25 protein-coding genes, 1 tRNA gene and 1 pseudogene are annotated in these 25995 nt (G+C 57.3%); 9 read left to right on the top strand and 18 right to left on the bottom strand.

The features are described from left to right. Positions 1-99: 99 nt before the first annotated feature. Positions 100-1059, top strand: coding sequence for a ferrochelatase (gene hemH, locus A1830_RS10015; protein WP_067705320.1), 960 nt, complete (start codon positions 100-102; stop codon positions 1057-1059). A gap of 84 nt (positions 1060-1143) precedes the next feature. Further along, on the top strand, positions 1144-2448 hold the full coding sequence (locus A1830_RS10020; RefSeq protein ID WP_067705322.1) for an inosine/guanosine kinase: 1305 nt from the start codon (positions 1144-1146) through the stop codon (positions 2446-2448). 36 nt (positions 2449-2484) lie between these two features. Here the strand turns inward: A1830_RS10020 and ybaL are convergent, their stop codons facing one another. Further along, entirely contained in the window at positions 2485-4155 is a 1671-nt protein-coding gene (gene ybaL / locus A1830_RS10025; protein WP_067705324.1) for a YbaL family putative K(+) efflux transporter, read from the bottom strand. A 371-nt stretch (positions 4156-4526) separates the two neighbouring features. Between ybaL and ushA the strand changes: the two genes are divergently transcribed. Then, on the top strand, positions 4527-6242 hold the full coding sequence (ushA, locus tag A1830_RS10030) for a bifunctional UDP-sugar hydrolase/5'-nucleotidase UshA (RefSeq protein WP_231877609.1): 1716 nt from the start codon (positions 4527-4529) through the stop codon (positions 6240-6242). Between the two features lie 8 nt (positions 6243-6250). Here the strand turns inward: ushA and A1830_RS10035 are convergent, their stop codons facing one another. Beyond that, positions 6251-6682, bottom strand: coding sequence for a multidrug/biocide efflux PACE transporter (locus tag A1830_RS10035; RefSeq protein ID WP_067705328.1), 432 nt, complete (start codon positions 6680-6682; stop codon positions 6251-6253). An 87-nt stretch (positions 6683-6769) separates the two neighbouring features. Between A1830_RS10035 and A1830_RS10040 the strand changes: the two genes are divergently transcribed. Then, complete coding sequence (locus tag A1830_RS10040; protein WP_067705579.1) at positions 6770-7636, top strand: LysR family transcriptional regulator; 867 nt, start codon at positions 6770-6772, stop codon at positions 7634-7636. Positions 7637-7719: 83 nt separating this feature from the next. Here the strand turns inward: A1830_RS10040 and ybaK are convergent, their stop codons facing one another. The 3 genes from ybaK to copA all read right to left on the bottom strand — a co-directional run bounded on the left by ybaK (position 7720) and on the right by copA (position 11791). Further along, complete coding sequence (gene ybaK / locus A1830_RS10045; protein ID WP_067705330.1) at positions 7720-8202, bottom strand: Cys-tRNA(Pro)/Cys-tRNA(Cys) deacylase YbaK; 483 nt, start codon at positions 8200-8202, stop codon at positions 7720-7722. A gap of 183 nt (positions 8203-8385) precedes the next feature. Then, the gene (locus A1830_RS10050) at positions 8386-9186 is read right to left on the bottom strand and encodes a TraB/GumN family protein (RefSeq protein WP_067705332.1); all 801 of its coding nucleotides are present in this window, start codon (positions 9184-9186) and stop codon (positions 8386-8388) included. Positions 9187-9280: 94 nt separating this feature from the next. After that, entirely contained in the window at positions 9281-11791 is a 2511-nt protein-coding gene (gene copA, locus A1830_RS10055) for a copper-exporting P-type ATPase CopA (RefSeq protein ID WP_067705334.1), read from the bottom strand. A gap of 97 nt (positions 11792-11888) precedes the next feature. On the opposite strand from copA, the gene cueR reads away from it, so the two are divergent. Further along, positions 11889-12287 (top strand): Cu(I)-responsive transcriptional regulator, encoded by a 399-nt coding sequence (cueR, locus tag A1830_RS10060; RefSeq protein ID WP_067705335.1) that lies wholly within the window; start codon positions 11889-11891, stop codon positions 12285-12287. Here cueR and A1830_RS23705 read toward each other — a convergent pair. The 6 genes from A1830_RS23705 to tesA form a co-directional block, all read right to left on the bottom strand. Next, positions 12284-12415, bottom strand: a complete 132-nt coding sequence (locus A1830_RS23705; protein WP_255362076.1) for a hypothetical protein — start codon at positions 12413-12415, stop codon at positions 12284-12286. The two genes, cueR and A1830_RS23705, sit on opposite strands and share 4 nt — an antisense overlap. A gap of 19 nt (positions 12416-12434) precedes the next feature. Beyond that, the gene (locus tag A1830_RS10065) at positions 12435-12920 is read right to left on the bottom strand and encodes an NfeD family protein (protein ID WP_067705337.1); all 486 of its coding nucleotides are present in this window, start codon (positions 12918-12920) and stop codon (positions 12435-12437) included. Next, positions 12920-13834: an SPFH domain-containing protein gene (locus A1830_RS10070; RefSeq protein ID WP_067705339.1), complete on the bottom strand. Its 915-nt coding sequence runs from the start codon at positions 13832-13834 to the stop codon at positions 12920-12922. Before A1830_RS10070 ends, A1830_RS10065 begins: the two co-directional genes overlap by 1 nt. Before the next feature lie 105 nt (positions 13835-13939). Continuing rightward, positions 13940-14797 (bottom strand): co-chaperone YbbN, encoded by an 858-nt coding sequence (locus tag A1830_RS10075; RefSeq protein ID WP_067705341.1) that lies wholly within the window; start codon positions 14795-14797, stop codon positions 13940-13942. A gap of 76 nt (positions 14798-14873) precedes the next feature. Further along, positions 14874-15647, bottom strand: coding sequence for an SDR family oxidoreductase (locus A1830_RS10080; protein WP_067705342.1), 774 nt, complete (start codon positions 15645-15647; stop codon positions 14874-14876). Between the two features lie 34 nt (positions 15648-15681). Continuing rightward, positions 15682-16308: a multifunctional acyl-CoA thioesterase I/protease I/lysophospholipase L1 gene (gene tesA, locus A1830_RS10085; RefSeq protein ID WP_067705581.1), complete on the bottom strand. Its 627-nt coding sequence runs from the start codon at positions 16306-16308 to the stop codon at positions 15682-15684. Between tesA and ybbA the strand changes: the two genes are divergently transcribed. Further along, positions 16279-16965, top strand: coding sequence for a putative ABC transporter ATP-binding protein YbbA (gene ybbA, locus A1830_RS10090; protein WP_067705344.1), 687 nt, complete (start codon positions 16279-16281; stop codon positions 16963-16965). The genes tesA and ybbA overlap by 30 nt on opposite strands. Further along, entirely contained in the window at positions 16962-19379 is a 2418-nt protein-coding gene (gene ybbP / locus A1830_RS10095) for a putative ABC transporter permease subunit YbbP (RefSeq protein WP_067705346.1), read from the top strand. The genes ybbA and ybbP overlap by 4 nt, the downstream gene beginning before the upstream one ends. 51 nt (positions 19380-19430) lie before the next feature. On the opposite strand, the gene purK is transcribed toward ybbP, so the two are convergent. The 4 genes from purK to ppiB form a co-directional block, all read right to left on the bottom strand. Further along, entirely contained in the window at positions 19431-20501 is a 1071-nt protein-coding gene (gene purK, locus A1830_RS10100) for a 5-(carboxyamino)imidazole ribonucleotide synthase (protein WP_067705347.1), read from the bottom strand. Beyond that, on the bottom strand, positions 20498-21007 hold the full coding sequence (gene purE / locus A1830_RS10105; protein WP_067705349.1) for a 5-(carboxyamino)imidazole ribonucleotide mutase: 510 nt from the start codon (positions 21005-21007) through the stop codon (positions 20498-20500). Before purE ends, purK begins: the two co-directional genes overlap by 4 nt. Before the next feature lie 157 nt (positions 21008-21164). After that, the gene (gene lpxH, locus A1830_RS10110; RefSeq protein WP_067705351.1) at positions 21165-21890 is read right to left on the bottom strand and encodes a UDP-2,3-diacylglucosamine diphosphatase; all 726 of its coding nucleotides are present in this window, start codon (positions 21888-21890) and stop codon (positions 21165-21167) included. Beyond that, positions 21890-22384 (bottom strand): peptidylprolyl isomerase B, encoded by a 495-nt coding sequence (gene ppiB / locus A1830_RS10115; protein ID WP_067705353.1) that lies wholly within the window; start codon positions 22382-22384, stop codon positions 21890-21892. Before ppiB ends, lpxH begins: the two co-directional genes overlap by 1 nt. Before the next feature lie 229 nt (positions 22385-22613). Between ppiB and cysS the strand changes: the two genes are divergently transcribed. Continuing rightward, entirely contained in the window at positions 22614-24002 is a 1389-nt protein-coding gene (gene cysS / locus A1830_RS10120) for a cysteine--tRNA ligase (protein ID WP_067705355.1), read from the top strand. A 79-nt stretch (positions 24003-24081) separates the two neighbouring features. Here the strand turns inward: cysS and ybcJ are convergent, their stop codons facing one another. Together ybcJ and folD are read right to left on the bottom strand one after the other, a co-directional pair. Then, positions 24082-24294, bottom strand: a complete 213-nt coding sequence (ybcJ, locus tag A1830_RS10125; RefSeq protein WP_067705357.1) for a ribosome-associated protein YbcJ — start codon at positions 24292-24294, stop codon at positions 24082-24084. Beyond that, the gene (gene folD, locus A1830_RS10130) at positions 24294-25160 is read right to left on the bottom strand and encodes a bifunctional methylenetetrahydrofolate dehydrogenase/methenyltetrahydrofolate cyclohydrolase FolD (protein ID WP_067705359.1); all 867 of its coding nucleotides are present in this window, start codon (positions 25158-25160) and stop codon (positions 24294-24296) included. The genes ybcJ and folD overlap by 1 nt, the downstream gene beginning before the upstream one ends. Before the next feature lie 183 nt (positions 25161-25343). Here folD and A1830_RS10135 point away from each other — a divergent pair. After that, positions 25344-25420, top strand: a tRNA-Arg gene (locus tag A1830_RS10135). Positions 25421-25435: 15 nt separating this feature from the next. On the opposite strand, the pseudogene A1830_RS21405 reads toward A1830_RS10135, so the two are convergent. After that, positions 25436-25929: pseudogene (locus tag A1830_RS21405) on the bottom strand (tyrosine-type recombinase/integrase); the annotation flags it as partial. Between the last annotated feature and the right edge of the window lie 66 nt (positions 25930-25995).

Consider the following 25995-nt stretch of genomic DNA (forward strand, 5'->3'; position numbering starts at 1 on the left):
ATTCCTGGCCCCTGTTACAGCAATTGGTTCTCACCCCGCATTTTTCCGCTAGAATAAGCCTTGTTTTCTTCTCCACAGCTGCCCTGATAAGGAATAACAATGAGGCAAGAAAAACCCGGCGTGCTGCTGGTGAACCTTGGCACACCCGATGCGCCGACCACCCCCGCAGTTAAACGCTATCTGAAACAATTCCTCAGTGATAAACGCGTCGTGGATACCCCACGCTGGCTGTGGTGGCCGATCCTAAACGGCGCTATTTTGCCGATCCGATCGCCACGCGTCGCCAAACTCTACGCATCGGTGTGGATGGATGAGGGCTCGCCGCTGATGGTTTACAGCAAACGGCAGCGCGAGGCGCTGGCCGCGCGCGTGGATATGCCGGTAGAACTGGGTATGAGCTACGGCAGCCCGAGCCTGAAATCTGCGCTCGACAGCCTGATGGCGCAGGGCGTGACCCGCCTGATTGTGCTGCCGCTCTATCCGCAATTCTCCTGTTCAACGGTGGCCGCCGTGTGGGACGGTATTACTGAGGTTTTTGCCGGCTACCGCAGCCTGCCATCGGTACACTTTATCCGTGATTATGCCGAACATCCGGCCTATATTGCCGCGCTGAAGGCCTCCGTTGAGAAGTCCTTTGCCACCCACGGCCAGCCGGATCTGCTGGTGACGTCTTTCCACGGTATTCCGCAACGCTTTGCCGATCAGGGCGATGACTATCCTCAGCGCTGTTACGCCACCTTCGAGGCGCTGAAGACCGCGCTGGGACTGACCGATAAGAATGCGATGCTGACCTTTCAGTCGCGTTTTGGCCGTGAACCCTGGCTGACGCCTTATACCGATGAAACGATGAAGTCGCTACCGGGTAAGGGCATTGAATCCGTGCAGGTAATGAGCCCGGGCTTTTCCTCCGACTGCCTGGAAACGCTGGAAGAGATCAGCGAAGAGAACTGCGAAATCTTTATGCACGCAGGCGGCAAAAGTTTTAACTATATTCCTGCGCTTAACGCTGATGCACTGCATATTGATATGATGGTAGAACTGGTTAACGAACACCTGTAACCGGTTTGAGTAACGGGGATGCGCGCGCTGTCGGGCATCCCTGTGTTATCCTTCCCCGCCTGACCCCTTTCTGAATTTTGAACGATGAAATTTCCCGGCAAGCGTAAATCTAAACACTATTTTCCCGTTAGCGCCCGTGACCCTTTACTTCAGCAAACGCTGCCCGAAAGCGACGTTGCCACCAGCTGGATCGTCGGCATAGATCAGACGCTGGTGGATATTGAAGCCAAAGTCGATGATGACTTTATCCGTCGTTTCGGGCTGAGTAGCGGGCACTCGCTGGTGATTGAGGATGACGTAGCCGAAGCGCTTTATCACGAGCTGATGAAGGAAAATCTGATTACCCATCAGTTTGCCGGGGGAACCATTGGCAACACGCTGCACAATTACTCAGTGCTGGCAGACGACCGCTCGGTGCTGCTGGGCGTGATGTGCAGCAACGTGCAGATTGGCGGCTATGCTTATCGCTATCTGTGCAATACCTCCAGCCGGACCGACCTGAACTATCTCCAGGGCGTGGAAGGCGCGATTGGACGCTGCTTTACGCTGATTGGCGATCGCGGTGAGCGAACCTTTGCCATCAGCCCGGGGATGATGAACCAGCTAAACCGGGAAAGTATTCCCGAAGAGGTGATTGCCGGGGCATCCGCGCTGGTACTGACCTCCTATCTGATCCGCTGTAAGCCGGGCGAGCCGATGCCGGATGCCACCATGCAGGCCATCGCCTTTGCGAAAAAGCATAACGTGCCGGTGGTGCTGACGCTGGGAACCAAATACGTGATTGGGGATAATCCTGAGTTCTGGCGGGCATTCCTGCGCGAGCATGTCTCCATCGTGGCGATGAATGAAGAGGAAGCCGAGGCGCTGACCGGTCTCAGCGATCCGCTTCAGGCGGCCAATATGGCGCTGGACTGGGTGGATCTGGTTCTCTGCACCGCCGGGCCGCATGGGCTGTATATGGCTGGCTTTACCGAAGACGAAGGGAAACGTAAAACGCAGCATCCTCTTCTGCCGGGGGCGATCCCGGAGTTTAACCAGTATGAGTTCAGCCGCGCGATGCGGCATCAGGACTGCCAGCAGCCCGCCAGAATATTTTCTCATATCGCCCCTTATATGGGCGGGCCAGAAAAAATCATGAATACCAACGGCGCGGGTGATGGCGCGCTTGCGGCGCTGCTGCACGATATCACCGCCAATAACTATCACCGTTCAAACGTACCTAACTCCAGTAAGCACGGTCGGGAGTATCTGACCTACTCCTCTCTGGCGCAGGTATGCAAATATGCCAACCGGGTCAGCTATCAGGTACTGAACCAGCATTCACCGCGTCTGACGCGAGGTCTTCCCGAGCGGGAAGACAGTCTGGAAGAGTCCTACTGGGATCGGTAACGCGCGGGCTGCCCCACCAGTGGGGAGCCCAACCGGTTATACCGGGCAGGACGGGGGGTTGGCGGGTGCGATCTGCATCAGATGAAGCATGCTGCTGGCAATTTCCCGTTCTCCCATCACCACCTCGTTCGCCCCGCGCTCGGTGATATAATCCACCTCATCGTCATAGTGGGCGCGGGCGATAATTTCAATGCTGGGGTGCTTCTGCCGCGCCGCCGTGACAATTTCACCCGCCTCATAGCCATTGGGTATGGTCAGCAGCAGCCAGCGCGCGCACGCCAGAGAGGCCAGATCCATCGTTTCGGCACGCGCGGCGTTCCCCAATACCGCCAGAATTCCCTGCTCCCTGAGCGCCTCCACCCGGCTGCGGCTGTTCTCCACCACCACAATGGGAATGCCCTGTTCAATCAGCCGCCGACCCAGCAGGCTGCCAACCCGGCCAAAGCCCACCACAATGGCATGATGGCAGATATCCAGCGGTAGCTGTTCCTCTTCTACTGTCGCGTCCTGCTGCTGGCGGGCATCCGCTTTATCCAGGTAACGTTGCAGCAGGGCAAAAAGGATCGGATTGAGCATGATCGAGAGGATCGCGCCGGCCAGCACCAGATTACGCCCCTCTTCAGGCAGCAGATTGAGTGAAATCCCCAGCCCGGCGAGGATAAAGGCGAACTCCCCGATCTGCGCCAGGCTGACGGAGATCGTCAGGGCGGTGCGTAGCGAATGGCCAAACAGGCGAACCAGCGCCAGCGCCGCCACCGATTTACCCAGCACAATAATCGCCAGCACGCCCAGGACGGCCAGCGGCTCCTTCAGCAGGATAGTCGGGTCAAACAGCATGCCGACGGAGACAAAGAACAGCACGGCAAAAGCGTCCCGCAGCGGCAGCGTATCGTGCGCTGCGCGATGGCTGAGTTCAGACTCATTCAGCACCATACCGGCGAAGAACGCACCCAGCGCGAATGAGACGTCGAAAAATTCAACGGCGCCAAAGGCAATTCCCAGCGCCAGCGCCAGCACTGAGAGGGTGAAAAGCTCCCGCGAGCCGGTGGCTGCGCTGCGCGCCAGGATCCATGGCACCACCCGGCGGCCGACCACCATCATCAGCACCATAAAGGCCGCCACCTTGCCAATGGCAATCAGCAGATCAAGCAGCACCAGACCCAGGCTGGCGCTACCTTTTTCAAACATCCCTGCAATGGCGGGCAGCAGTACCAGCGCCAGCACCATCACCAGATCCTCAACAATCAGCCAGCCAATTGCGATTTGCCCGCGCTGGCTGTCAATCATCTGCCTGTCCTCCAGCGCGCGCAGCAGCACCACCGTACTGGCCGTGGAGAGGCAGAGTCCAAACACCAGCCCGGTCAGCCAGGGCCAGCCCATCACCGTTGACAGCCCCATGCCGAGCAGCGTGGCAACGGCGATCTGCGCTATCGCGCCGGGGATGGCGATGGCTTTGACCGCCATCAGGTCTTTCAGAGAGAAGTGCAGCCCGACGCCAAACATCAGCAGTATGACGCCCAATTCAGCCAGCTCGGGGGCCAGATTCTGGTCGGCCACGTAGCCAGGCGTAAAGGGACCGGCGCACACGCCCGCCAGCAGATAGCCGACCAGCGGAGAGATTCTGAGCCGGTTGGCCAGCATACCGAAAATAAAGGCCAGAACCAGGCCTCCCACAAGGGTGGTGATAAGCGGGGTAGTGTGGTGCATGCTCTCCTCCTTATGTATGCAAATGTATCCAGTTGTAATTAATGATTGTAAGATATAATGACATTTTTATCGCGGTTTAATCGGCTTTAATCAGGGAAAAAATCGCTCACCGGCCTGAAAAAGTGCATAAAGCGTTTTTCTGTTATTTTGATGCTTATGCGGCTGATTTCTCATTGGGATTTTGTACCCAGTAGGCAATCATTCCGCCCGGTTAAGAGAAAGAGAGGGGAGTTAGCCGCCCAAAATTCGCGTATTTAAGGTTTTGTGAGACAGAGGCCGGTATGCATGGGTCGTAAAGGATAATAATCAGCAGGGTCCGATCACTTATTTAACAAGGAGAATTCACTGTGCCATCACTCTTAAGAACAACGCTGACGCCATTAGCGCTAACGCTAACGATTCTGTGCGTATCGCTCCCGGCACAGGCCTGGGTAAAAGATCGCGTCTATAAGTTCACCGTCCTTCACACCAACGATCACCATGGACATTTCTGGCCGGATGAACACGATCAGTATGGGCTGGCAGCGCAGAAAACCATGATGGATCAGATCCGCTACGATGTGCAGGCCCACGGCGGACAGGTACTGATCCTCTCCGGCGGTGACATCAACACCGGCGTGCCGGAATCCGATCTTCAGGATGCCGAGCCTGATTTTCGCGGCATGAATCTGATTGGCTATGATGCGATGGCGATTGGTAATCATGAATTCGATAACCCGCTCTCCGTCCTGCGCCAGCAGCAAAAGTGGGCAAAATTCCCGCTTCTTTCCGCCAATATTTATCAAAAAAGTACCGGAACACGCCTTTTCCAGCCCTATGCGCTGTTTAACCGCATGGGGCTTAAAATCGCGGTCATCGGGCTGACCACCGATGACACCGCCAAAATCGGTAACCCGGCGTATTTCACCGACATGGAATTTCGCCCACCCGCTACCGAGGCTAAGGCCGTGGTTGAGACGCTGCGAAGTAAAGAGAAGCCGGACGTGATTATTGCCGCCACCCATATGGGGCATTACGACAACGGGCAGCACGGTTCCAACGCGCCGGGCGATGTGGAGATGGCCCGGGCGCTTCCGGCAGGCTATCTGGACCTGATTGTAGGCGGCCACTCGCAGAATCCGGTGTGTATGGCGAAGCCCAACGTCAGGCAGGTCGATTACGTGCCGGGTACGCCCTGTCAGCCCGATAAGCAAAACGGCACCTGGATTGTCCAGGCGCACGAATGGGGCAAATACATTGGTCGTGCAGACTTTAGCTTTCTTAACGGCACGCTGACGCTTGAACACTATGAGCTGGTGCCGATCAATCTGAAGCATAAGGTCGCCAATGCCGACGGCAGCACCAGCTGGATTAACTACACCCCGGAGATTGCGAAAAATCCTGCCATGATGAAGCTGCTTACCCCCTTCCAGAAAAAGGGCGAGGCGCAGCTTGGGGTGAAAATTGGCAGTGCAAACGGGCACTTCGAGGGGGATCGCAGCAAGGTTCGCTTTGTACAGACAAACCTGGCCAGGCTGATGCTGGCCTCGCAGATAGCTCGCACCGGCGCCGATTTTGCAGTGATGAGCGGCGGCGGCGTACGTGACTCTATTGAGTCGGGCACCCTGACCTATAAGGATGTGCTGAAGGTACAGCCGTTCGGCAACACGCTGACCTGGGTGGAGATGAAAGGGCGTGACGTTGAAAAATATCTGGCGGTGGTGGCGAATATCAAACCGGATTCGGGCGGCTACGCGCAGTTTGCCAACGTTAGCCTGGTTGCCGACGGCACGGGCGTCAGCCAGATCACAATCAAAGGGCAGCCGCTGGAAGCCGACAAAACTTACCGTATGACCACCCTGAGTTTTAACGCGTCGGGCGGGGATGGCTACCCGGCCATAGACAAGTTACCGGGCTACGTGAATACCGGTTTTGTCGATGCCGAAGTGTTAAAAGAGTATATCCAGAGCCATTCACCGCTTGACGCCGCAGCGTATGAACCAAAGGGAGAGATCGTTCATAAGGCAGAAAATGCGCCCCCAGCAAAGCCGTCGGACAAGCCGAAAAAGTGGCGACTGCCGACCTTTCTGACGGCGATGCTGGAGTAGGCCCGGGTTTAATAGCAGGCTCTGCGCCCGACCCAGCGCTTACGCAGCGTATCGTATAGCCAGTTGTAAAGCAGGGTATAGGGCAGATAAAACAGGAAAAAGGCGATCTCAATCATAAAGGCCTGCTTCAGGCTTGTCTCCAGCATAAAGGCGGCAACCGGCAGGCCAATGGCGATAAACCCGCCTTCAAAGCCCACGGCCTGCACGATGCGCAGCGGCAGGCCCCTTTTAACGCTCTCTCGCGGGAACAGCCTGTCGAAAACGGCGTTATAAACCATGTTCCAGACCATCGCCAGGGTCGATAGCACAATCGCCAGCGCGCCCATCTGAAACAGGGGTTTGTCCAGCGCCCACGCCGCCACCGGGGCGACCAGCATAAGTGCCAGACCTTCATAACCTACGGCATGGAAAAAACGTTCTTTCAACGTCCAGTGACGCATAGTTGCTCCTTATTTGATATGAGCGCCATTTTCCGCCGTCCATCTGATAAGATGAAGTTAGAAAGCATCGATAAAAGCGATACATTAATGCGTTATTCACCGGAATCATTGGAAGCTTTTGTGCAGACCGTCGAGAGCGGCTCTTTTTCGGCCGCCGCGCGCGCCCTGCGTAAAAGCCAGTCAACCATTAGCACCGCCGTGGCGAATCTTGAGGCCGACTTAGGTTTTGCGTTATTCAGTCGGGAGGGCCGTTCACCGGTGCTTACCGACAACGGTAAGCGGGCGCTGGCACAGGTCCGGGAAATCCTCTCAGCCAGCGGGAAGCTGGATGAGCTGGCCGTCAGGCTGGCAGGAGAGGTAGAGCCCTGCCTCAGTATGGCTATCTCTGATTTCTGGCAGGCGGATTATCATGAGTCACTGCTAAAGCGCTTTGCCGCTCGCTACCCCAATATCGAATTTGAATGCATGATCGCTGAAGATGACGATGTGATAGATCTGCTGCAAACGGGCAGGGCACATATTGGCGTGATCCGCGTGCAGCCAGAGTATCCGCCGGAAATAGCCACCTCCCGCCTGCAGGTGGAAGCAGAAATGGGCATCTTTCTGCATCAGGACAACCCGCTGGCACAACAGTCGTTGGTCAGTGAAGAGGAATTGAGGGAGATGCGTCAGCTCAGCCTGAATACCTGGATTGAGAAGGATCATTATCAGCCTGGTAAAGTCTGGACCGCGCCATCTTACCTGCTGCTGCTGGAGATGGCCGAGCAGGGGTTTGGCTGGAGCGTTTTGCCGCGCTGGATGGTAGAGCAATTTGGTCATCAGCTCTTACGCGAGCTGGCGGTTAAAGGCTGGCCACGGAAGATTTCGGTGGATGCCTGCTGGTCCCGACGAACGCCACCGGGACCGGCAGGACGCTGGATGCTCGACCAGCTCATGGCCCAGCAGGCGGGCTAAACGCATAATACCGTGACATTTTGCCTGTCCCGGTTGTGCCCTGCATAACGCAGATGCCGCGGGGTTCCCTCCCTGGCACCTGGCTACTCATCGCGTCGGGAAATATCGGCGAAGCTGGCGTTCAGCTGCCCAGCCAGATCCGCCGGGGCAAGCTCAATGTCTAATCCGCGCTTGCCGCCGGACACAAAAATGGTGGCAAACTGCCGTGCGGGCGCATCAATAACGGTAGGCAGGCGCTTCTTCTGACCCAGCGGGCTGATCCCCCCGAGCAGATAACCGGTAGTGCGCTGCGCGATCTGAGGATCGGCCATCTCCACTTTTTTTGCACCTAATGCCCGGGCGACCAGCTTCAAGTCCAGCTTTCCCGCCACCGGCGTAACCGCTACCGCCAGCGTTTTGTTATCGCCATTCAGCGCAACCAGCAGCGTTTTATAAACCCGGTTAGCATCAAGATTGAGTTTACGTACCGCTTCATCACCAAAGTTCGATTCACCCGCATCATGCTCGTAAGCGTGCAGAGAAAAGGTGACCTTTTGTTTTTCGAGAAGTTTTATTGCAGGCGTCATTGATCCCGTCCTTAATGCGTGCCAGTCGCTACAGGTTGCGGCTAATTAATTAACAATAATGGTGGCGAAAAACCAGGCTTTAAGCGACAATTCGCCCCTCACCGACAACCTGATTGTCAGTGAATAACTAAAATCATAAAAACTTCCTTATTGACGGGCCGATAATAATATTGGCCCTTTTTTTTATCTCTGATTCAGTAAATCGGGCAGATTTCCCTCACCATAAAGATGCAGGGCCCCCACCGCAACGACATATTTCCCAGCAGGCAGCGCCCTGAGCGCGTCATTCCAGCGCTGATTACGCTGTAGCATCAGAACGTCATTCAGGGCGCTGTTAAACGTCCCGGGAAGCTGGGACTGACCGGTACGCGGCGGCGATTCAAGCCACCAGCCGATCATCGTCTGCAACAGACGTGCGTTAGTCTGCCAGTGTGTTAGCGTGTCCTGTAACAGGGACAGGCCATTATCGGGCAGCGCGCGCAGCAGGGCCAGCTGAGTTTCCGGACCTTCCAGCTCAATGACCCGCTTTTCCTGCTTTTTCGCCGCATTAAGTAGTTGAAAATCAATGCCGTAGTCGGCCCGCAGGCCGAGAATCTGCGCCTGCTGGGCCTGTAACATCAGCGCGACCTGCCAGGCAGGCAGACTATCTGCTGCCTCCGGGGAGATGGCGACCTCGTCACACAGGCGACAGAACCGGGCGTATTCCTCGCGGGTCAATCGTTCGCTCAGGGGCGAACAACGCTCACTTTCCGTAAACGGAGAGGCTCCGGCGGTAATATCGGCTTCCACGATTAACGCGTCTGCCTGCGCAAGCCGCGACTGCAACACGGCAGGCAGCGGCAGCATACCCTGCGTTCCCATATGGATACTGCCCACCAGGTGAAGCTGCCTGTCACCCAGAGTGATGTCCTGTGCCGGATAGGCATAGTGGCGCGGCGACAGCACCTGCCAGAATGCGCTTATCAGGTGCAATAATTTTCCCATGCTCTCTGTCTCCTGCCCGTTATCATTCTATGCTAACGGTTTAGCGTATCGGGCGACAGAGAAAAGGGTCACTTCCAGACTGGACTGAGGGAGATTACGCGGAGGGCAGCCGATAGCGGATCAGGCGATTTGCGTTGCTGACTACGGTGATGGACGAGAGCGCCATGGCCACGCTGGCAACCACCGGGCTGAGCAGGGTGCCGGTAAGCGGATACAGGACGCCCGCCGCGATGGGAATACCAATAGCGTTATAAACAAAGGCACCCAGCAGATTCTGCTTCATATTTCTCAGCGTGGCTTTAGCGATCGCCAGCGCATCCGTTACGGCATTCAAATCCTGGCGCATCAGCGTGATGGCCGCTGTTTCAATCGCCACATCGCTGCCGCTGCCCATGGCAATCCCCACGTCAGCCTGGGCCAGCGCCGGGGCATCATTAATCCCATCGCCAATCATCGCCACCCGATGCCCCTGCTGCTGCAGGTGCTGAATAGCCTCCGCTTTTCCCTCGGGCAGTACGCCCGCTATCGCCCGATCGATACCCGCTTCACGAGCGACCGCCCGTGCGGTTTTCTCATTATCACCGGTCAGCATGACTAACTGATAGCCCTCCTGACGCAGGCGTTTCATCACCGCGCTCGTCTCAGCGCGCAGCGGATCGCGAATTGACAGCATCGCGGTTAGCCTGCCCTCTGCGGCCAGCAGTATCGGCGTGATGCCCTGGGCGGCCTGCGTGGAGATCAGATCGTCGACAGCCGAAATATCAATCTCCTGCTGCGCCATCAGTGCGCCATTGCCCAGCATCAGCGGCACGCCGTCGAGATTGCCGCTCACGCCGAAACCGGGCAGCGTACGGAACTGGGTGATGTCGGGCAGACGCAGATCACCCGCGCGATCGAGGACCGCCCTCGCCAGGGGATGCTGCGATCCCTGTTCCAGCGCGGCCGCCCAGCTTAACGCCTGATGCTGCGAAGCGCCGTTAAACAGCTGGATATCGACCACGCGCGGTGCGCCTTCGGTCAGCGTTCCGGTTTTATCAAATACCAGCGTCGTTAGCGTACTGGCCCGCTGTAGCGCATCGGCGTCGCGGACCAGCACGCCAGACTCAGCCGCCCGACCCACACCCGCAATCACCGACATGGGCGTGGCCAGGCCCAGCGCGCAGGGGCAGGCGATAATCAGGACGGTGGTGGCAATCACCAGCGTATACACCAGCTGCGGCGCCGGTCCAACCGCGTACCACACCGTCGCGCTCAGCAGGGCGATAGCAACAACAACAGGCACAAAAATGGCGGAAATTTTATCGGCCATCTGGCCGATTTCCGGCTTGCTGCTCTGGGCCTGGCGAACGCGATTAATGATGCGCGACAGGGTGGTATTTTTCCCGACCGCTTCGGCGGTGAAAAGCACGCTACCATCCTGCACCACCGTACCAGCATGCACGGCATCACCGCTGGCTTTCTGCTGCGGGATGGCTTCACCGGTCAGCATTGCCTCGTCCAGCCAGGCCTCGCCACGGGTAATGGTGCCGTCGACCGGAACCCGATCGCCGGTGGTCAGGCGCAGGATCATTCCCGGCATGACATCACTGAGTGCAAGGGTCTGTTCGCCCTCATCGGTGACCACGCGGGCAGTGGGCGGGGTAAGGTCAAGCAGGCGTTCCAGCGCCTGGGAAGCACGCTGGCGTGCGCGCTGCTCCAGCATATGGCCGAGATTGATCAGACCAATAATGGTGGCGCTGGCTTCGTAGTAAAGATGTCTGGCCTGCGGGGGGAAAACGTCGGGCCAGAGGTTAACGCTGACGGAATAGAGCCAGGCGGCACCCGTACCCAGCGCCACCAGCGTATCCATAGTGGCAGTGCCCTTAAGCAGGCTTTTTGCCGCGCTGCGGTAGAAGTGGCCGCCCGCCACGATCATCACCAGCAGCGTCAGTATACCGACCACCAGCCAGCCGCTGCGGTTGCTGGCGGTCAGCATCATATTATTGCCGATCATCCCCCAGATCATTAGCGGGATGCCCAGCGTCAGGGCCAGTATGGCCTGCCAGCGAAAGCGTCGCGTCGCCTGCTCCGCTTTCTGCTGCTGTTTCTCACGTCGCGCGCCGTCATCTTCGATGATTTCTGCGGCATAGCCCGCGTTTTTAACCGCGTCGATTAGCGTCTGTGGCGGCACGGAGCCCATCACCAGCGCACTGCGTTCGGCAAGGTTAACGCGGGCCTGACTGACGCCCTGTACCTGCGTCAGCGCGTTCTGCACGCGGCTGACGCAGCTGGCGCAGCTCATGCCATCAATCAGCAGATGAAAGCTGTCGATGTCCTGTGCCGGAAGCTTTGCAGGGGCCGCTGTCAGCGCTTCCGGCTGGGTCTCTGTTACTGTCAGCGGTTCAGGCTTTGGGCGCGGGTCGCCCTGGTTAAGGCTGGCGTGATAACCCGCCTGCTCAACGGTAGCGATCAGATCGTCGGCACGGGCGCTGCCGCTGATGCGGGCTTCGGTAATTGAGACATCCGCCTGTTCAACATCATCGCGCTTTTCGAGCGACTCTTTCACGCGCTTCACGCAGTGGCCACAGGTCAGGCCGTCCAGCGTTAGCAGAGTGGTTTGTGACATAGTAAAGCCTCCTGATAGTTCGGTTTGACCGGAAAACGAATTTCCAGTAGATAAGAAGGGTAAACCTTCCATCAAGGGGAAGGTCAAGGAGCACACCATGAATATCAGCGATGTGGCTAAAAAGACCGGATTAACCAGCAAAACGATCCGTTTTTATGAAGAGAAGGGGCTGGTAACACCTCCGCTGCGTAGTGAAAATGGCTATCGCAGCTACAGCATTAAGCACATTGAGGAGCTCACGCTGCTGCGACAGGCACGGCAGGTTGGATTTAATCTTGAGGAGTGCCGTGAAATGATCGGCCTGTTCAATAATCCTCAGCGGCACAGTGCGGATGTGAAAGCCCGTACGCTGGATAAAGTGGCGGAAATTGAGTCGCATATCCATGAGCTGAACCTGATGCGTACGCGCCTGCTGGCCCTGGCAGAGAGTTGTCCCGGCGATGATAGCGCCGATTGCCCGATTATTAACAACCTTGCGGGCTGCTGCCACCGTTAAGCCGCATCGGCCAAATCCAGCAGCACCGGCAGCATCGCAGCAAGGGTAGCATTATCAGTATTGGCAGCACTGTTAGCTTCAGCCGCATGCCGCATCGCCGCATCGCAGCAATGTAGCATTGGCAGCATAGCATCCCGACAGGCCAGTTTAGCGTATAACCCGGGTGTCCGACCCTCCAGCATTGGCTGGGCGTCTGATTATGCGCAGGGTAATACCTTCTACGGCAATCACGGTAACCGGCGTACCGGCAGGAAAGTCTTCCCCAGCCTGAACGCGCCAGCTACTGTCCCCAATCCGCACGTGCCCAAAACCATCTGACAGCGCTTCGTCGAGCGTCAGCTGTCGGCCAATTAGCTGACTACCGCGCTGGTTGAGGGTAGAAATGGGCTTTTTGCGGTCCTGACCTTTCAACCAGTGGTTCCACCACAGCGCCGACAGGATTGTTAGCAGAGCAAAACTGATCCCCTGCCACTCCCAGGGCAGCGGTACCAGCCACACCAGCAGGCTGACCAGCACGGCGGCAACGCCGCTCCACAGCAGGTAACCGCTGGCACCAAGCATTTCGGCCGCCAGCAGGACACCGCCCAGCGTCAGCCACATCACCCAGGGTGTTGCTAACAGATCGCTTATCATCAGATTTTCCGATCCTTCTTGCTCTCATTGAGTAGCTCAGAAATACCGGCGATGGAGCCCATCAGGCTGGTGGCTTCCAGCGGCATCAGCACCATCTTGCTGTTACTGGACGTGCCAATTTTTTGCAGCGCATCAGTGTATTTTTGCGCGACGAAATAGTTGATGGCCTGAATATCACCCGCGGCGATAGCCTCCGACACCATTTTAGTCGCCTGCGCCTCCGCTTCGGCGCTTCTTTCACGCGCTTCCGCCTGTAGAAATGCCGACTGCCTTTCGCCTTCAGCCTTCAGGATTTGCGACTGCTTTTCCCCTTCGGCGCGCAGGATCGCTGCCTGCCGAACCCCCTCAGCTTCCAGGATATCCGCGCGTTTGGTTCGTTCGGCTTTCATCTGGGCATTCATTGAGGCGATCAGCTCGGCAGGGGGACGAACATCGCGGATCTCAATACGGGTGATTTTGATGCCCCAGGGGTTGGTGGCCTCGTCGAGAATGCGTAACAGGCGGGTATTAATGTTGTCACGCTGTGACAGCATTTCATCCAGCTCCATTGAACCGAGCACGGTACGCATATTGGTCATGGTCAGATTGATGATTGCCAGTTCCAGATTACTCACTTCATAGGCGGCGCGAGGAGAATCGACCACCTGAATAAAGCACACCGCATCAATGGTGACGCTGGCGTTATCGCGGGAGATAATTTCCTGCGAAGGAATATCGAGGACCTGCTCCATCATATTGATTTTACGGCCTACTCTGTCCATAAAGGGCACAATCAGGTTAAGGCCGGGCTGGAGCGTATTGGTATAGCGGCCAAACCGCTCTACCGTCCACTGATAGCCCTGTGGAACGATTTTGATGCCTGACCAGACGACGATCAACGCCAGGATGATAATGACAGGAATAACAGTAAGCATAAATTAACCTCCGGATTGTTGCTGCCAGGGCCGAATCATTCGGCCCGTGCCCGTCATTCTACAGCATGTCGGGCGGTTAGCTGCTTCTTAATGGTACAGAAGCAATCAGTAAAGCAGGGAGTAAAGCTGGCGGCGATACCTGGCTGCCAGCGCGTCGCCGGTGCCCAACGCCGCAAGGATGTCCTGCAATATTTTACGTACCTGGCCGTTAGCCGCGCCGAGATCTTTTTTCAGATGACCAAACAGCAGCTCAAGCGCTTCTTCATTGCGTCCTACCTGATGCAGCTGCAAAGCCAGCTGCGTTGCCAGCTCAACGTTGTCCGGCTGGGACGCAATCTGCTGCTGGAGCTGCTGAATTTCCGGCGTATCGGCGGCCTGTTTTAACAGATCGATTTGCGCAATAAGCCCCTGATAGCGCGTGTCCTTATCCTGGAGCGGCACGACTTTGAGCACCTCTTCCGCCTCTTCGCTGCGGTTCAGGGCGATCAGCGCTTCGGCCAGCAAAAAGCCCATTTCGCTGTTCTGATTACTCAGCTGCCAGGCTTCCTTAAGCAGGGGAAGGGCATCCAGCACTTTGCCTTCATCCATCAGGCGCATACCTTCCTGCGCTTTCAGCTCCTCTTCCTTAGGCAGCACCTTGTGCAACAGCGCGCGGATAGCTTCTTCCGGCTGTGGGCCCTGGAATCCATCCACCGGCTGACCATTCTGGAACAGATAAACGGTCGGGATGGAACGCAGGCCAAACTGCTGCGCAACGGCGGGTTGTGCATCGCAATCCAGCTCTGCCAGGACAAACTGCCCGGCATACTCCTGCGCGAGGCGCTCCAGCACCGGCGTTAATTCCTGACAGTGCTGACTGCGTGCAGACCAGAAATAAAACAGTACGGGTACCTGCATAGACTGCTCAAGCGTCTGCTGCAGGTTAGTTTCGTCAATCGTAATAATGCTAGCTTGTGGTGACATGAATTCGTCTCTTTTCAGTGTTTCTCATTGTATTGGGGCGACCGCGTGCGCTTCAAGGCCTGATATCACCGTAAGGCTACTTCCCGCGCAAAATGCGATCCAGTATCCAGCCCGGAAGTAAGCGCCGTAATACCGTCATGGCGTGCGCGACGAGCGTCACGGGATAGCGCAGCCGTGGATGTTTGCTCTCCAAAGCATGGCGCAACTTGGGTAATATTGCTTCCGGCGGCAGGGTAAAGCGCGCGGCAATACCGGGATTTTTTACCGGCTTATCGCGCTCGGCCTGGCTAACGTTGTCGGTAAAGCGGGTGCTGATTGGCCCGGGTTCAATCAGGCTGACGCGAATACCGCTACCGTGCAGCTCCATGCGCAGCGCATCAGTCCATGCCTCCAGCGCATACTTGCTGGCCGCGTAGGCACCGCGTCCGGGCGTGGAAATCAGCCCCAGTACCGAGCTGGTATTAATGATGCGCGCATCGCCGCTGGCGCGCAGCGCGGGCAGCAGAAGCGTAGTGAGCTGATGTGTACCAAACAGATTGGTGGCAAACTGCTGCTCCAGCTGCTGGCGAGAGATGGAGGCCAGCGGCCCGTACACGCCATAGCCGCCGTTATTAAAGAGCCCATCCAGGCGGTTATCGCACAGCGCGATAATTTCCGCGGCAGCCCGCTCCACGCTGATACTGTCGTTGAGATCGAGCTGGATGCCGGTAAAACCCAGCGCGTTCATACGCTGTACATCCTCGGGTTTACGACAGGCCGCCAGAATTCGGTAGCCACGACGTAGCAGGTCGTTGGCAGCGATAAAGCCTATTCCACTGGAACAGCCGGTAATAACGATATTTTTTTGCATAGAGTTACCTGTGAGCGGTCATCACAACCGGTCATTATTGCTTAATCAGCGGAGCCAGCTCGCTGGCCATCAGCCCGGTAATAAAGGGCTGGGCATCAGGGTTAGGATGAATACCATCCTGCTGCATCCATTCCGGCTTCAGGTAGACCTGCTCCATAAAAAAAGGTACCAGCGGAATGGCGTTCGCTTTCGCCAGCCGGGGGTAAATGGCACCGAAGGATTCGGTATAGCGTCGGCCATAGTTGGCAGGCAGGCGAATTTGCATCAGCAGAGGCTGCGCATTGGCCGCTTTGACCTGGCTGATAATCGCGCTAAGATCCTTCTCGATAGCCTGTGGCGGGAAGCCGCGCAGTCCATCATTTCCACCCAGCTCAATCAATACCCACCGCGGCTGATGCTGTTTAAGCAGGGCTGGCAGNGGCAGGCGAGCCAGCCCCTGCGCCACGGTGTCGCCGCTTATGCTACCGTTAACGATAGCAGGCGAACTATGCCACTTATCATTGAGTTGCGCGGGCCATGCGGCGCTGGCGGACATGCGATAACCGGCGCTCAGGCTGTCCCCGAGCACCAGCAGCGTATCTGCCGCCGCCGCGCGTAGCGATATCAAAGCCAGTAATAAAAGGACAGGGTAATGCCAGCGGAAAACATTCTTGAAGTTCATCGTCTTAGTAAGTCCGTCGGTCAGGGTGAGCATCAGCTCTCCATCCTTACCGGAGTTGAGCTGGTTGTCAAACCAGCTGAAACCCTCGCACTGATTGGCGAGTCAGGCTCCGGCAAGTCAACCCTGCTGGGTATTTTAGCCGGGCTTGATGATGGGACCGAGGGAGAGGTTACGCTGCTGGGTTCGCCGCTTCACCAGATGGATGAAGAGCAGCGAGCTGCGCTGCGGGCGAAGAGTATTGGCTTTGTTTTTCAGTCTTTTATGTTGGTTCCCACGCTCAACGCACTGGAGAACGTTCAGCTTCCGGCGCTGCTGCGCGGCGATAGCGACAGGCAGAGTCGTGCTCAGGCGCAGGAATTGCTAACCCAGCTTGGCCTGGCCGCGCGCATGACGCACCTGCCCGCACAGCTTTCAGGCGGTGAGCAACAGCGCGTAGCGCTGGCCCGCGCGTTCAGCGGACGTCCGGCGCTGCTGTTTGCCGACGAGCCTACCGGTAACCTCGATCGTAAAACCGGCGATCGCATTGCCGACCTGCTATTCGGACTCAACCGCGACTTTGCGACCACGCTGATTCTGGTCACGCATGATGAACAGCTGGCCGCCCGCTGCGATCGGCGGCTACGCGTGCGTGACGGTAAACTGTGGGAGGAGGCATGATCTGGCGCTGGTTTTGGCGAGAGTGGAAGTCCCCCTCGCTGCTGATTGTCTGGCTGGCGCTCACGCTGGCGGTGGCCTGCGTACTGGCGCTCGGATCGCTAAGCGACCGGATGGAAAAAGGGCTGACTCAGCAGAGTCGCGACTACATGGCAGGCGATCGCACGCTGCAAAGCGCCCGCGAGGTACCTCAGGCATGGCTTGATAACGCGCACCAGCTGGGGCTGAGGGTGGGGCGGCAGCTCACCTTTATGACCATGACCTTTGCCGGTGATACGCCCCAGCTGGCTTCGGTGAAGGCCGTAGACGACGGCTACCCGCTGGCAGGACAGCTGGCTACCGAACCTGCGGCACTTAAACCCACTGTGGGGACGGTGCTGGTGGCACCGCGCCTGCAGGCGCTGCTTAACCTGCCCGCAGGCGGTCATCTGGACGTCGGGGATGCGACGCTGCGCGTCGCGGGCGTGGTCGTTCAGGAGCCGGATGCGGGTTTCAATCCGTTCCAGACTGCGCCACGGCTGTTAATGAACCTGGCCGACGTGGAGAAGACCGGCGCAATTCAGCCTGGCAGCCGGGTGACCTGGCGCTATAAGTTCGCCGGTACGCCCGCCCAGCTCAGCCGGTATGACAGCTTCATTGCCGCGCATCTCCAACCCGACCAGCGCTGGATAAGCGTTGAAAACTCAGAGGATGCCCTGGGCAAATCGATGCAGCGTGCGCAGCAGTTCCTGCTGCTATCGGCGCTGTTAACGCTGATGCTGGCCATTGCGGCAGTCGCCGTTGCGATGAGCCACTACTGCCGCAACCGCTACGATCTGGTGGCGGTGCTTAAGACGCTGGGAGCGGGCCGCACCGCCCTCAGAAAGCTGATTGTCGGCCAGTGGCTGGCGGTACTGCTGCTGGCGGCAGCAGGCGGCAGCGCGCTGGGGCTGGCCTTTGAGGGCATTCTGCTGCATATGCTCGGGCCGGTTCTTCCGGCGCAGCTGCCGCCTGCGAGCGGCTGGCCGTGGCTCTGGGCGCTGGGTTCGCTGTTTATTATTTCACTGCTGGTGGGGCTGCGCCCCTATCGTCTGCTGCTGGCTACGCAGCCGCTGCGGGTTCTCCGGCAGGATGCTGTCGCCAACGTCTGGCCCCTGAAGTTCTATCTGCCCGTCATGGGGCTGGTGGTGGTGGCACTGCTGGCCATACTGGTTGGCGGCAGCGGCCTGCTCTGGGCGCTGGTTGCGGGTATTGCGCTGCTTTCACTACTGCTGGGTGCAGTCGGCTGGGCCGGGCTGATGGTTTTGCGTCGACTGACCGGACGGAGTCTGCCATTTCGTCTGGCGATAAACCGATTGCTGCGCCAGCCGTGGACGACCTTCAGCCAGCTGGCGGCCTTCTCACTTTCATTTATGCTGCTGGCGCTGCTGCTGATTATGCGCGGAGATCTGCTGGATCGCTGGCAACAGCAGATGCCGCCCGGCAGCCCTAACTATTTTCTGCTGAACCTGACGCAGGATCAGATCCCGCAGGTCAGGACATTCCTGGAACAGCATCAGGTCCAGCCACAGACCTTTTATCCTATCGCCCGGGTCAGGCTGACGGGGATCAACAACCAGCCTGCCGATCCGACGCGCGATAATGCTCTTAACCGCGAGCTTAACTTAACCTGGCAAACGCAGCTCCCCGATCACAACCCACTGGTCGCGGGTAGCTGGCCACCAAAAACGGGAGAGGTGTCAATGGAGGAGGCGCTTGCCGGTCGGCTGGGGGTAGGGCTGGGTGACACGCTGACCTTCACCGGTGACACTCAGGCTTTCTCAGCCAAAATTACCAGCCTGCGCAAGGTGGACTGGGAGAGCCTGAAACCTAACTTTTTCTTTATTTTCCCGCCAGGCGCGCTGGATACCCAGCCGCAAACCTGGCTAACCAGTTTTCGGCTTGAGGGCAACACGGCGATGCTGGCCCAGTTAAACCGCGCGTTTCCTACTCTCAGCCTGCTGGATATCGGTACGCTATTGCGCCAGATTGGGCAGGTTCTTGCCCAGGTCAGCAGGGCGCTGGAAGTGATGGTTATTCTGGTGACCGCCTGTGGCATCCTGCTTCTACTGGCGCAGATTCAGGTTGGAATGCGCCAGCGCAGACAGGAGCTGGTGGTCTGTCGTACGCTGGGAGCCGGCAAAAAACTCCTGCGGCATACGCTGTGGTGTGAGTTTGCGCTACTGGGTGCCGTATCAGGACTGGCCGCCGCATCCGGTGCCGAAGCGGCCCTGTGGGGCCTGCAACGCTACGTATTTGACTTCCCGTGGCAGCCTGACCTGCTGATTTGGCTTGTACTGCCGCTTGCAGGGGCGCTACTGCTGTCATTGTGCGGAGGATGGCTGGGCGTGCGGCTGCTGAAAGGGAAAGCGCTGTTTAGAGGGTATAACGCAGCGTAGGTAATCATCCTGCAGCCTGAGTTTTTCTGAGGAAAACTCAGGCTGCCCGTCTTAACCCTCTAACCTTTCAATCGCCCAGGCTATCCCACTGGCGTACTCATCCGGCAGCAGCGGCACCAGGTTATGCAGTGCCACCTGTAGCGATTTCACGCTGACATCGTTCAGATTGAGATGTCCAACCTTCCGGCCCGCGCGAACTTCTTTTTCGTACCAGTGGAGATGCACCAGCGGCAGATCTAACCACTGCACATTAACCCCGGTGCCGATCAGGTTGATCATTACTGACGGCGTGCTGACCACCGGCTTCGGCAGAGGGAGGTTCAGGATTGCGCGCAGATGCAGCTCGAACTGGCTGATGGAGGCGCCGTTTTGCGTCCAGTGCCCGCTGTTATGCACGCGTGGGGCCAGTTCATTGATCAGCAGACCTTCCGGCACCACAAAGCACTCCATCGCCATCACGCCGACATAGTTCAGCTCATGCATAATGGCCGACAGCATCGTTTCTGCCTGCTGCTGACGGGCCTTATCCGGCTCAGGCAACGCCACGCTGGTGCGCAGAATGCCGTCCTGATGAAGGTTATGCGTCAGGGGATAAAAAACCGTACTGCCATCAGATGCCCGGGCACCAACCAGCGACACTTCGCCGGAGAAGTTAATGCCCTGTTCCACAATGCATTCACCGTAGCCGTCAGCGGGCAGCGCATCGGTTTCACCCTGGCGTAAACGCCACTGGCCCCGGCCATCGTAGCCGCCGGTGCGGCGCTTAACGATCGCCAGTTCGCCCAGAGTCGCAAAAATTTGCGGCCACTCGCTGGCATCGGCCAGCAGCTGCCAGGGCGCAGTAGCTAGGCCCAGCCGATCGAGGAGCTGTTTTTGCGTCAGCCGATCTGCCAGCAGCGGAAAAATATCGCGGTTAACAAAAGCAGTATGGCTGGCCAGCTCGCGCGTCAGCGCCGTTTCCGGCCAGCGTTCAATCTCAGCGGTGATGACGCTCTGCTGAATGGGCAGCGCTTCTGGCTCGGCGTCAAGGCCAACAGGATAGACGGCAATGCCCAGCGGCTCACCGGCCTGACGCAGCATGCGCCCCAGCTGTCCATTACCCAGTACGCAGACCGGCTTCATGGGTTCACCTGTGGGTCTGGATTATTTAGCACCTCGTCGGTCTGGCTTTTGCGCCAGTCGGCGAGGCGTGTAGCCAGGCCTGCATCATGCAGCGCCAGGATCTGCGCAGCCAGCAGCGCTGCGTTTGCCGCGCCCGCCTTGCCGATGGCCAGCGTACCGACCGGGATACCGCGCGGCATCTGCACAATGGAGTAAAGGCTGTCGACGCCGCTCAGGGCTGCACTCTGTACCGGAACGCCGAGGACCGGCACCAGCGTCTTCGCGGCCAGCATACCCGGAAGATGGGCCGCACCGCCCGCACCGGCAATAATCACCTGAAAGCCATTTTCCTGCGCCTGTTCGGCAAAGCTAAAGAGCTTGTCCGGCGTGCGGTGGGCCGAAACGACTTCGCAGTGAAAGGGGACGGCCAGGCTGGTGAGAATTTCCGCAGCAAACTGCATGGTTGCCCAGTCACTTTTGGAACCCATAACAATAGCAATGCGGGCCGATGCGGCGTTGGAAGACATGCGGGTCTGACTCCTGTGATTGTACATACGTCATCGGAAGACCTGCACTTACTTGAGCGGGCCGCCGGATGGGAAGGGCTGAGAGAATAACATGACTGGAGGGCAAGGAAAACGGTTGCGTATGCCCTTCATCCGCAAAAAAACCGCATTTAACCGCCTAAAAGGGGAAAGCGATCAATGCCGTTTCATCGGGGCTGACGCGGATCATCGAGCCTTCGGTGTGCCATGCGCCCAGCACCAGGCGCTCGGCGGGCTGGCCGTTAACCTCGAGCTGATGAACGGCGGGTCGGTGGGTATGGCCATGTATCAGGCACTGCACCTGATGATGCGACATTGACTCGCTGACCGCAGCGGAATTGACGTCCATAATCGCGACATCTTTACTGCTGTTAGCCTGTTTACTGCCGGATCGCATACGCGCGGCAATGCGCTGGCGCAGAGAGAGGGGTAGGGCAAGGAACAGTTTTTGCAGCCAGCGCTGATGAACCCGGCGGCGAAACTGCTGGTAGCCTGCATCGTCAGTGCAGAGCGTGTCGCCATGCATAATCAGAATGCGTTTACCGTACAGTTCCAGCACCGTCTCCTGGGGCAGGAGCGTCATGCCGCAGGCGGCGGCAAAGCGCTTACCCAGCAGGAAATCACGGTTGCCATGAATAAAGTAGCAGGGAATGCCACGCTGCTTTAGCGCATTAAGGGCAAGGGCGATTTCTGCATGCAGCGGCTGAGGGTCGTCGTCGCCGATCCAGGCTTCAAACAGATCGCCGAGAATATATAACGCATCGGCGTGGAAAGCTTCACGGCGCAAAAAAGCAAGAAAACCGGCAGTGATTGCCGGTTCTTCAGTGCAGAGATGCAAATCTGCGATAAACAGCGTGCAGGACATTATTCGCTAACGATCACGTTATGAATGATAACGTCTTCTTTTGGCACGTCCTGATGCATACCGCTGCGGCCGGTTGCAACGGCTTTGATCTTCTCAACCACGTCCATACCTTCAACTACTTCTGCAAATACGCAGTATCCCCAGCCCTGCAGGCTTTCGTCGCGGAAGTTCAGGAAGTCGTTATCCGCCACGTTGATAAAAAACTGCGCGGTCGCGGAGTGAGGAGCCTGAGTACGGGCCATGGCCAGCGTACCTTTGGTGTTCTTCAGACCGTTGCTGGCTTCGTTGCGGATCTCTTCTTTGGTATCTTTCTGCTTCATGCCCGGTTCGAAACCGCCGCCCTGAACCATAAAGCCGTTGATAACGCGGTGAAAGATGGTGTTGTTATAAAAACCTTCACGGCAGTATTCCAGGAAGTTTTTAACGGTAGCTGGCGCTTTGTCATCAAAGGTTTTGATAACGATATCGCCATGATTAGTCTGGAAAGTAACCATATTATCATCCTGTAGAAATTGAAGTATTTATCGGTAAGCAAGTGCCGGTGCCCTCAGGGCATTCGCACGCTTTTGGCAGACCGCTTTTATATCACAAATTGTCATGTCGAGTCAGCCCTGCTGCATAACGGGACCGCGCTAGCGCCTTGCTTTGCGTGGCGGTTACGTTAACAATACGGCAGAATACCAAACTGGTTTATCCCGCACACGTTAAAAACGGAATGTCTCAATGCTAAAGATTTACAACACCCTGAGTCGTCAAAAAGAGGAATTTAAACCCATTCATGCTGGTGCTGTTGGCATGTACGTGTGCGGCATTACCGTTTATGACCTCTGTCACATTGGACACGGACGCACGTTTGTTGCCTTTGACGTGGTGGCACGCTACCTGCGCTATCTGGGTTACTCGCTAAAATACGTGCGTAACATCACCGATGTTGACGACAAGATCATCAAACGTGCCAACGAGAACGGCGAGTCGATAGAAGTGCTGACCAACCGGATGATTAACGAGATGCATGCAGATTTTGCTGCTCTCAACATCCTGCCGCCGGATTGCGAGCCACGCGCCACGCGGCATGTCGGCGAAATTATTGAAATTGTCGAAAAGCTGATCGCGCGCGATCACGCTTATGTTGCCAGCAACGGCGACGTGATGTTCTCGGTGGATAGCGATCCGAATTATGGCCAGCTCTCCCGTCAGGATCTGGATCAGCTCCAGGCCGGTGCCCGTGTGGACGTGGCGGAAGACGTCAAGCGCAATCCGATGGACTTTGTGCTGTGGAAGATGTCGAAAGCCAACGAGCCGGGCTGGGGTTCACCCTGGGGCGAAGGCCGTCCGGGCTGGCACATTGAGTGCTCGGCGATGAACTGCAAGCAGCTGGGCGACCATTTTGATATCCACGGCGGCGGATCAGACCTGATGTTCCCGCATCACGAAAACGAGATCGCCCAGTCCAGCTGTGCGCACGACGGTCCCTATGTGAACTACTGGATGCACTCCGGCATGGTGATGGTAGACCGTGAGAAAATGTCGAAGTCGCTGGGTAACTTCTTCACTATGCGCGACGTGCTGGCACATTATGATGCGGAAACGGTGCGATACTTCCTGATGTCGGGCCACTATCGCAGCCAGCTAAACTACGGCGAAGATAACCTGAAACAGGCGCGATCGGCGCTGGAACGCCTCTATATTGCCCTGCGTAATACGGATGCGTCGGCGTTACCCGCGGGGGGGGAGGCATTCGAGGCCCGCTTCCGCGAGGCGATGGATGATGACTTCAATACGCCGGAAGCCTATTCGGTGCTGTTCGATCTGGCGCGCGAAGTGAACCGCATGAAGGCTGAGAACGTTGCCGCCGTTGACGGTCTGGCCGCAACGCTACGTTCGCTTGCTGGCGTACTGGGCCTGCTGGCGCAGGATCCGGAGCTATTTTTGCAGAGCGGTGCACAGGACGCGAATGATAACTCGGCGGAAATTGATGCGCTGGTGCAGATGCGGATTAACGCGCGTAAAGAGAAAAACTGGGCGCAGGCGGATGTTGCGCGCGACAAGCTGAACGAACTGGGCATTGTGCTGGAAGATGGCCCGCAGGGCACCAGCTGGCGTCGGAAGTAGTAAACAGCGTCAGGGGCGCTCGCTCCTGACGCTTCTCCCGGTGCTCAGCCCGCGGGCGGGGCACTGGGAAGAGGTAACATTATTCGGTCACCGTAATGCTGTTACCGTCGAACTCCACCTTCTGGCCGGAGACGATTTTACAGCGCTTACGGGTTTCAACCTTGCCATCAACGGTGACATAGCCTTCGGCTATCAGCGATTTCGCCACCGCGCCGCTTTCTACCCAGCCTTCCAGCTTCAGCAGATCGCAGAGATCGACGTGCGGATGCTTACCTAAAGAGAACGTTGCCATTACTGTGCTGCTCCATCATTAAATTCTTCACATGCCTGAAGGGTATTCTGGATAAGCGTGGCGACCGTCATCGGGCCAACGCCGCCAGGAACCGGCGTAATATACGACGCACGCGCGGAGGCGGCTTCAAAATCCACATCGCCCACGACCTTGCCACTCTCCAGGCGGTTAATGCCCACATCTATCACAATCGCACCGGGCTTAATCCAGTCGCCGGGGATAAAGCCGGGCTTGCCGACGGCAACGACCAGCAGATCCGCATGCTCGACGTGACGGCGCAAATCTTTGGTAAAACGGTGAGTTACGGTTGTGGTACAGCCCGCCAGCAGCAGCTCCATACTCATCGGACGGCCCACGATATTGGATGCACCAATCACCACCGCATTAAGCCCGAAAGTATCAATATTATAGCGCTCAAGCAGGGTAACGATGCCGCGAGGCGTACAGGGGCGAAGCTTAGGCGCACGCTGGCACAGGCGGCCAACGTTATAAGGGTGGAAGCCATCCACGTCCTTGGTTGGCGAAATATGCTCCAGCACCTTAACGTTATCAATGCCTGCCGGCAGCGGCAGCTGCACCAGGATGCCGTCGATTTCACCGTCGTTATTCAACTGCTCAATCAGCTCCAGCAGCTCTGCTTCGCTGGTGGTCGCGGGCAGGTCGTAAGAGCGGGAGATAAAGCCCACCTCTTCGCAGGCGCGACGCTTGCTGCTTACGTAAATCTGCGAAGCCGGGTTCTCACCCACCAGAACCACGGCCAGTCCAGGCGCCCGTTTTCCAGCGGCCAGACGCTGCTGCACTTTCTCAGCAACCTCCTGTCGTACCTGCTGCGCAATCGTTTTACCTTCAATAATCTTTGCTACCATCAGAGAGGGGATCCATCTGTGTTGAGTTAAAACGGGGAATGGCGCCTATTTTGTCAGAAGCGGCGGCCGCTGTCAGGCACAGTTTTGCCGGCTACTGTGCAATAGTGCAGCAACAGCGCGCCGCATCAGGTAAAATCGTTGACTCAGCAGCCCCGCTCCGTATAATTCGACGCAGTTCACTATGCGCCCTTAGCTCAGTTGGATAGAGCACCGGCCTTCTAAGCCGTAGGTCACAGGTTCGAATCCTGTAGGGCGTACCATTAATTATCAATATATTACGCAAGTTTCAATCCTGCCTGATTTCCGCATTGTGTCGTATTTGTGTCGTCACTCCACAAAAGTGAGTCAATTTTACGTGCATGTTCGTTCAAATGGTTCGGTGCCAGATGCGCGTACCGGCGCACCATTTCTATCGACTCCCAGCCACCCATTTCCTGCAATGCAGTTAGCGGGACGCCTGATTGTATTAGGCAGCTCGCCGACATATGGCGCAGGCCATGGAAACGGAAGTCCTCAATACCTGCACTCCTGAGAGCCAGCCTCCATGATGTATTATCATCTCTTCGCATTTCCTTACTGCGACCATTTTCGTTCCATCGTTCCTGGTGGCCGGTTTGGTGTGGACAAACACCCACCGTGAATGCTTTCCTATCTGCTCCTTCATTATCCTGCAAGCCGTATTACTTAGAGCCACGCCAATAGCCTTGCCCGCTTTGGCGCTCTCCGGATTTATCCAGGCGCCCATCCTTTGCCTATCAACATGTGTCCATCACATCACTACAGTACAGCTGACAATAACTAAGTTTCAGCGCATGTTTAACGCAAAATATTCAGA

It is taken from the genome of Erwinia sp. ErVv1 (assembly GCF_900068895.1).
GTDB lineage: Bacteria > Pseudomonadota > Gammaproteobacteria > Enterobacterales > Enterobacteriaceae > Erwinia.

Bases quoted from the DNA above. Each gene is read 5' to 3' on its own strand.
- hemH (WP_067705320.1), top strand. From the start codon at position 100: ATGAGGCAAGAAAAACCCGGCGTGCTGCTGGTGAACCTTGGCACACCC.
- A1830_RS10020 (WP_067705322.1), top strand. From the start codon at position 1,144: ATGAAATTTCCCGGCAAGCGTAAATCTAAACACTATTTTCCCGTTAGC.
- ybaL (WP_067705324.1), bottom strand. From the start codon at position 4,155: ATGCACCACACTACCCCGCTTATCACCACCCTTGTGGGAGGCCTGGTT.
- A1830_RS10035 (WP_067705328.1), bottom strand. From the start codon at position 6,682: ATGCGTCACTGGACGTTGAAAGAACGTTTTTTCCATGCCGTAGGTTAT.
- A1830_RS10040 (WP_067705579.1), top strand. From the start codon at position 6,770: ATGCGTTATTCACCGGAATCATTGGAAGCTTTTGTGCAGACCGTCGAG.
- ybaK (WP_067705330.1), bottom strand. From the start codon at position 8,202: ATGACGCCTGCAATAAAACTTCTCGAAAAACAAAAGGTCACCTTTTCT.
- A1830_RS10050 (WP_067705332.1), bottom strand. From the start codon at position 9,186: ATGGGAAAATTATTGCACCTGATAAGCGCATTCTGGCAGGTGCTGTCG.
- copA (WP_067705334.1), bottom strand. From the start codon at position 11,791: ATGTCACAAACCACTCTGCTAACGCTGGACGGCCTGACCTGTGGCCAC.
- cueR (WP_067705335.1), top strand. From the start codon at position 11,889: ATGAATATCAGCGATGTGGCTAAAAAGACCGGATTAACCAGCAAAACG.
- A1830_RS23705 (WP_255362076.1), bottom strand. From the start codon at position 12,415: ATGCTGCCAATGCTACATTGCTGCGATGCGGCGATGCGGCATGCGGCT.
- A1830_RS10065 (WP_067705337.1), bottom strand. From the start codon at position 12,920: ATGATAAGCGATCTGTTAGCAACACCCTGGGTGATGTGGCTGACGCTG.
- A1830_RS10070 (WP_067705339.1), bottom strand. From the start codon at position 13,834: ATGCTTACTGTTATTCCTGTCATTATCATCCTGGCGTTGATCGTCGTC.
- A1830_RS10075 (WP_067705341.1), bottom strand. From the start codon at position 14,797: ATGTCACCACAAGCTAGCATTATTACGATTGACGAAACTAACCTGCAG.
- A1830_RS10080 (WP_067705342.1), bottom strand. From the start codon at position 15,647: ATGCAAAAAAATATCGTTATTACCGGCTGTTCCAGTGGAATAGGCTTT.
- ybbA (WP_067705344.1), top strand. From the start codon at position 16,279: ATGCCAGCGGAAAACATTCTTGAAGTTCATCGTCTTAGTAAGTCCGTC.
- ybbP (WP_067705346.1), top strand. From the start codon at position 16,962: ATGATCTGGCGCTGGTTTTGGCGAGAGTGGAAGTCCCCCTCGCTGCTG.
- purK (WP_067705347.1), bottom strand. From the start codon at position 20,501: ATGAAGCCGGTCTGCGTACTGGGTAATGGACAGCTGGGGCGCATGCTG.
- purE (WP_067705349.1), bottom strand. From the start codon at position 21,007: ATGTCTTCCAACGCCGCATCGGCCCGCATTGCTATTGTTATGGGTTCC.
- lpxH (WP_067705351.1), bottom strand. From the start codon at position 21,890: ATGTCCTGCACGCTGTTTATCGCAGATTTGCATCTCTGCACTGAAGAA.
- ppiB (WP_067705353.1), bottom strand. From the start codon at position 22,384: ATGGTTACTTTCCAGACTAATCATGGCGATATCGTTATCAAAACCTTT.
- cysS (WP_067705355.1), top strand. From the start codon at position 22,614: ATGCTAAAGATTTACAACACCCTGAGTCGTCAAAAAGAGGAATTTAAA.
- ybcJ (WP_067705357.1), bottom strand. From the start codon at position 24,294: ATGGCAACGTTCTCTTTAGGTAAGCATCCGCACGTCGATCTCTGCGAT.
- folD (WP_067705359.1), bottom strand. From the start codon at position 25,160: ATGGTAGCAAAGATTATTGAAGGTAAAACGATTGCGCAGCAGGTACGA.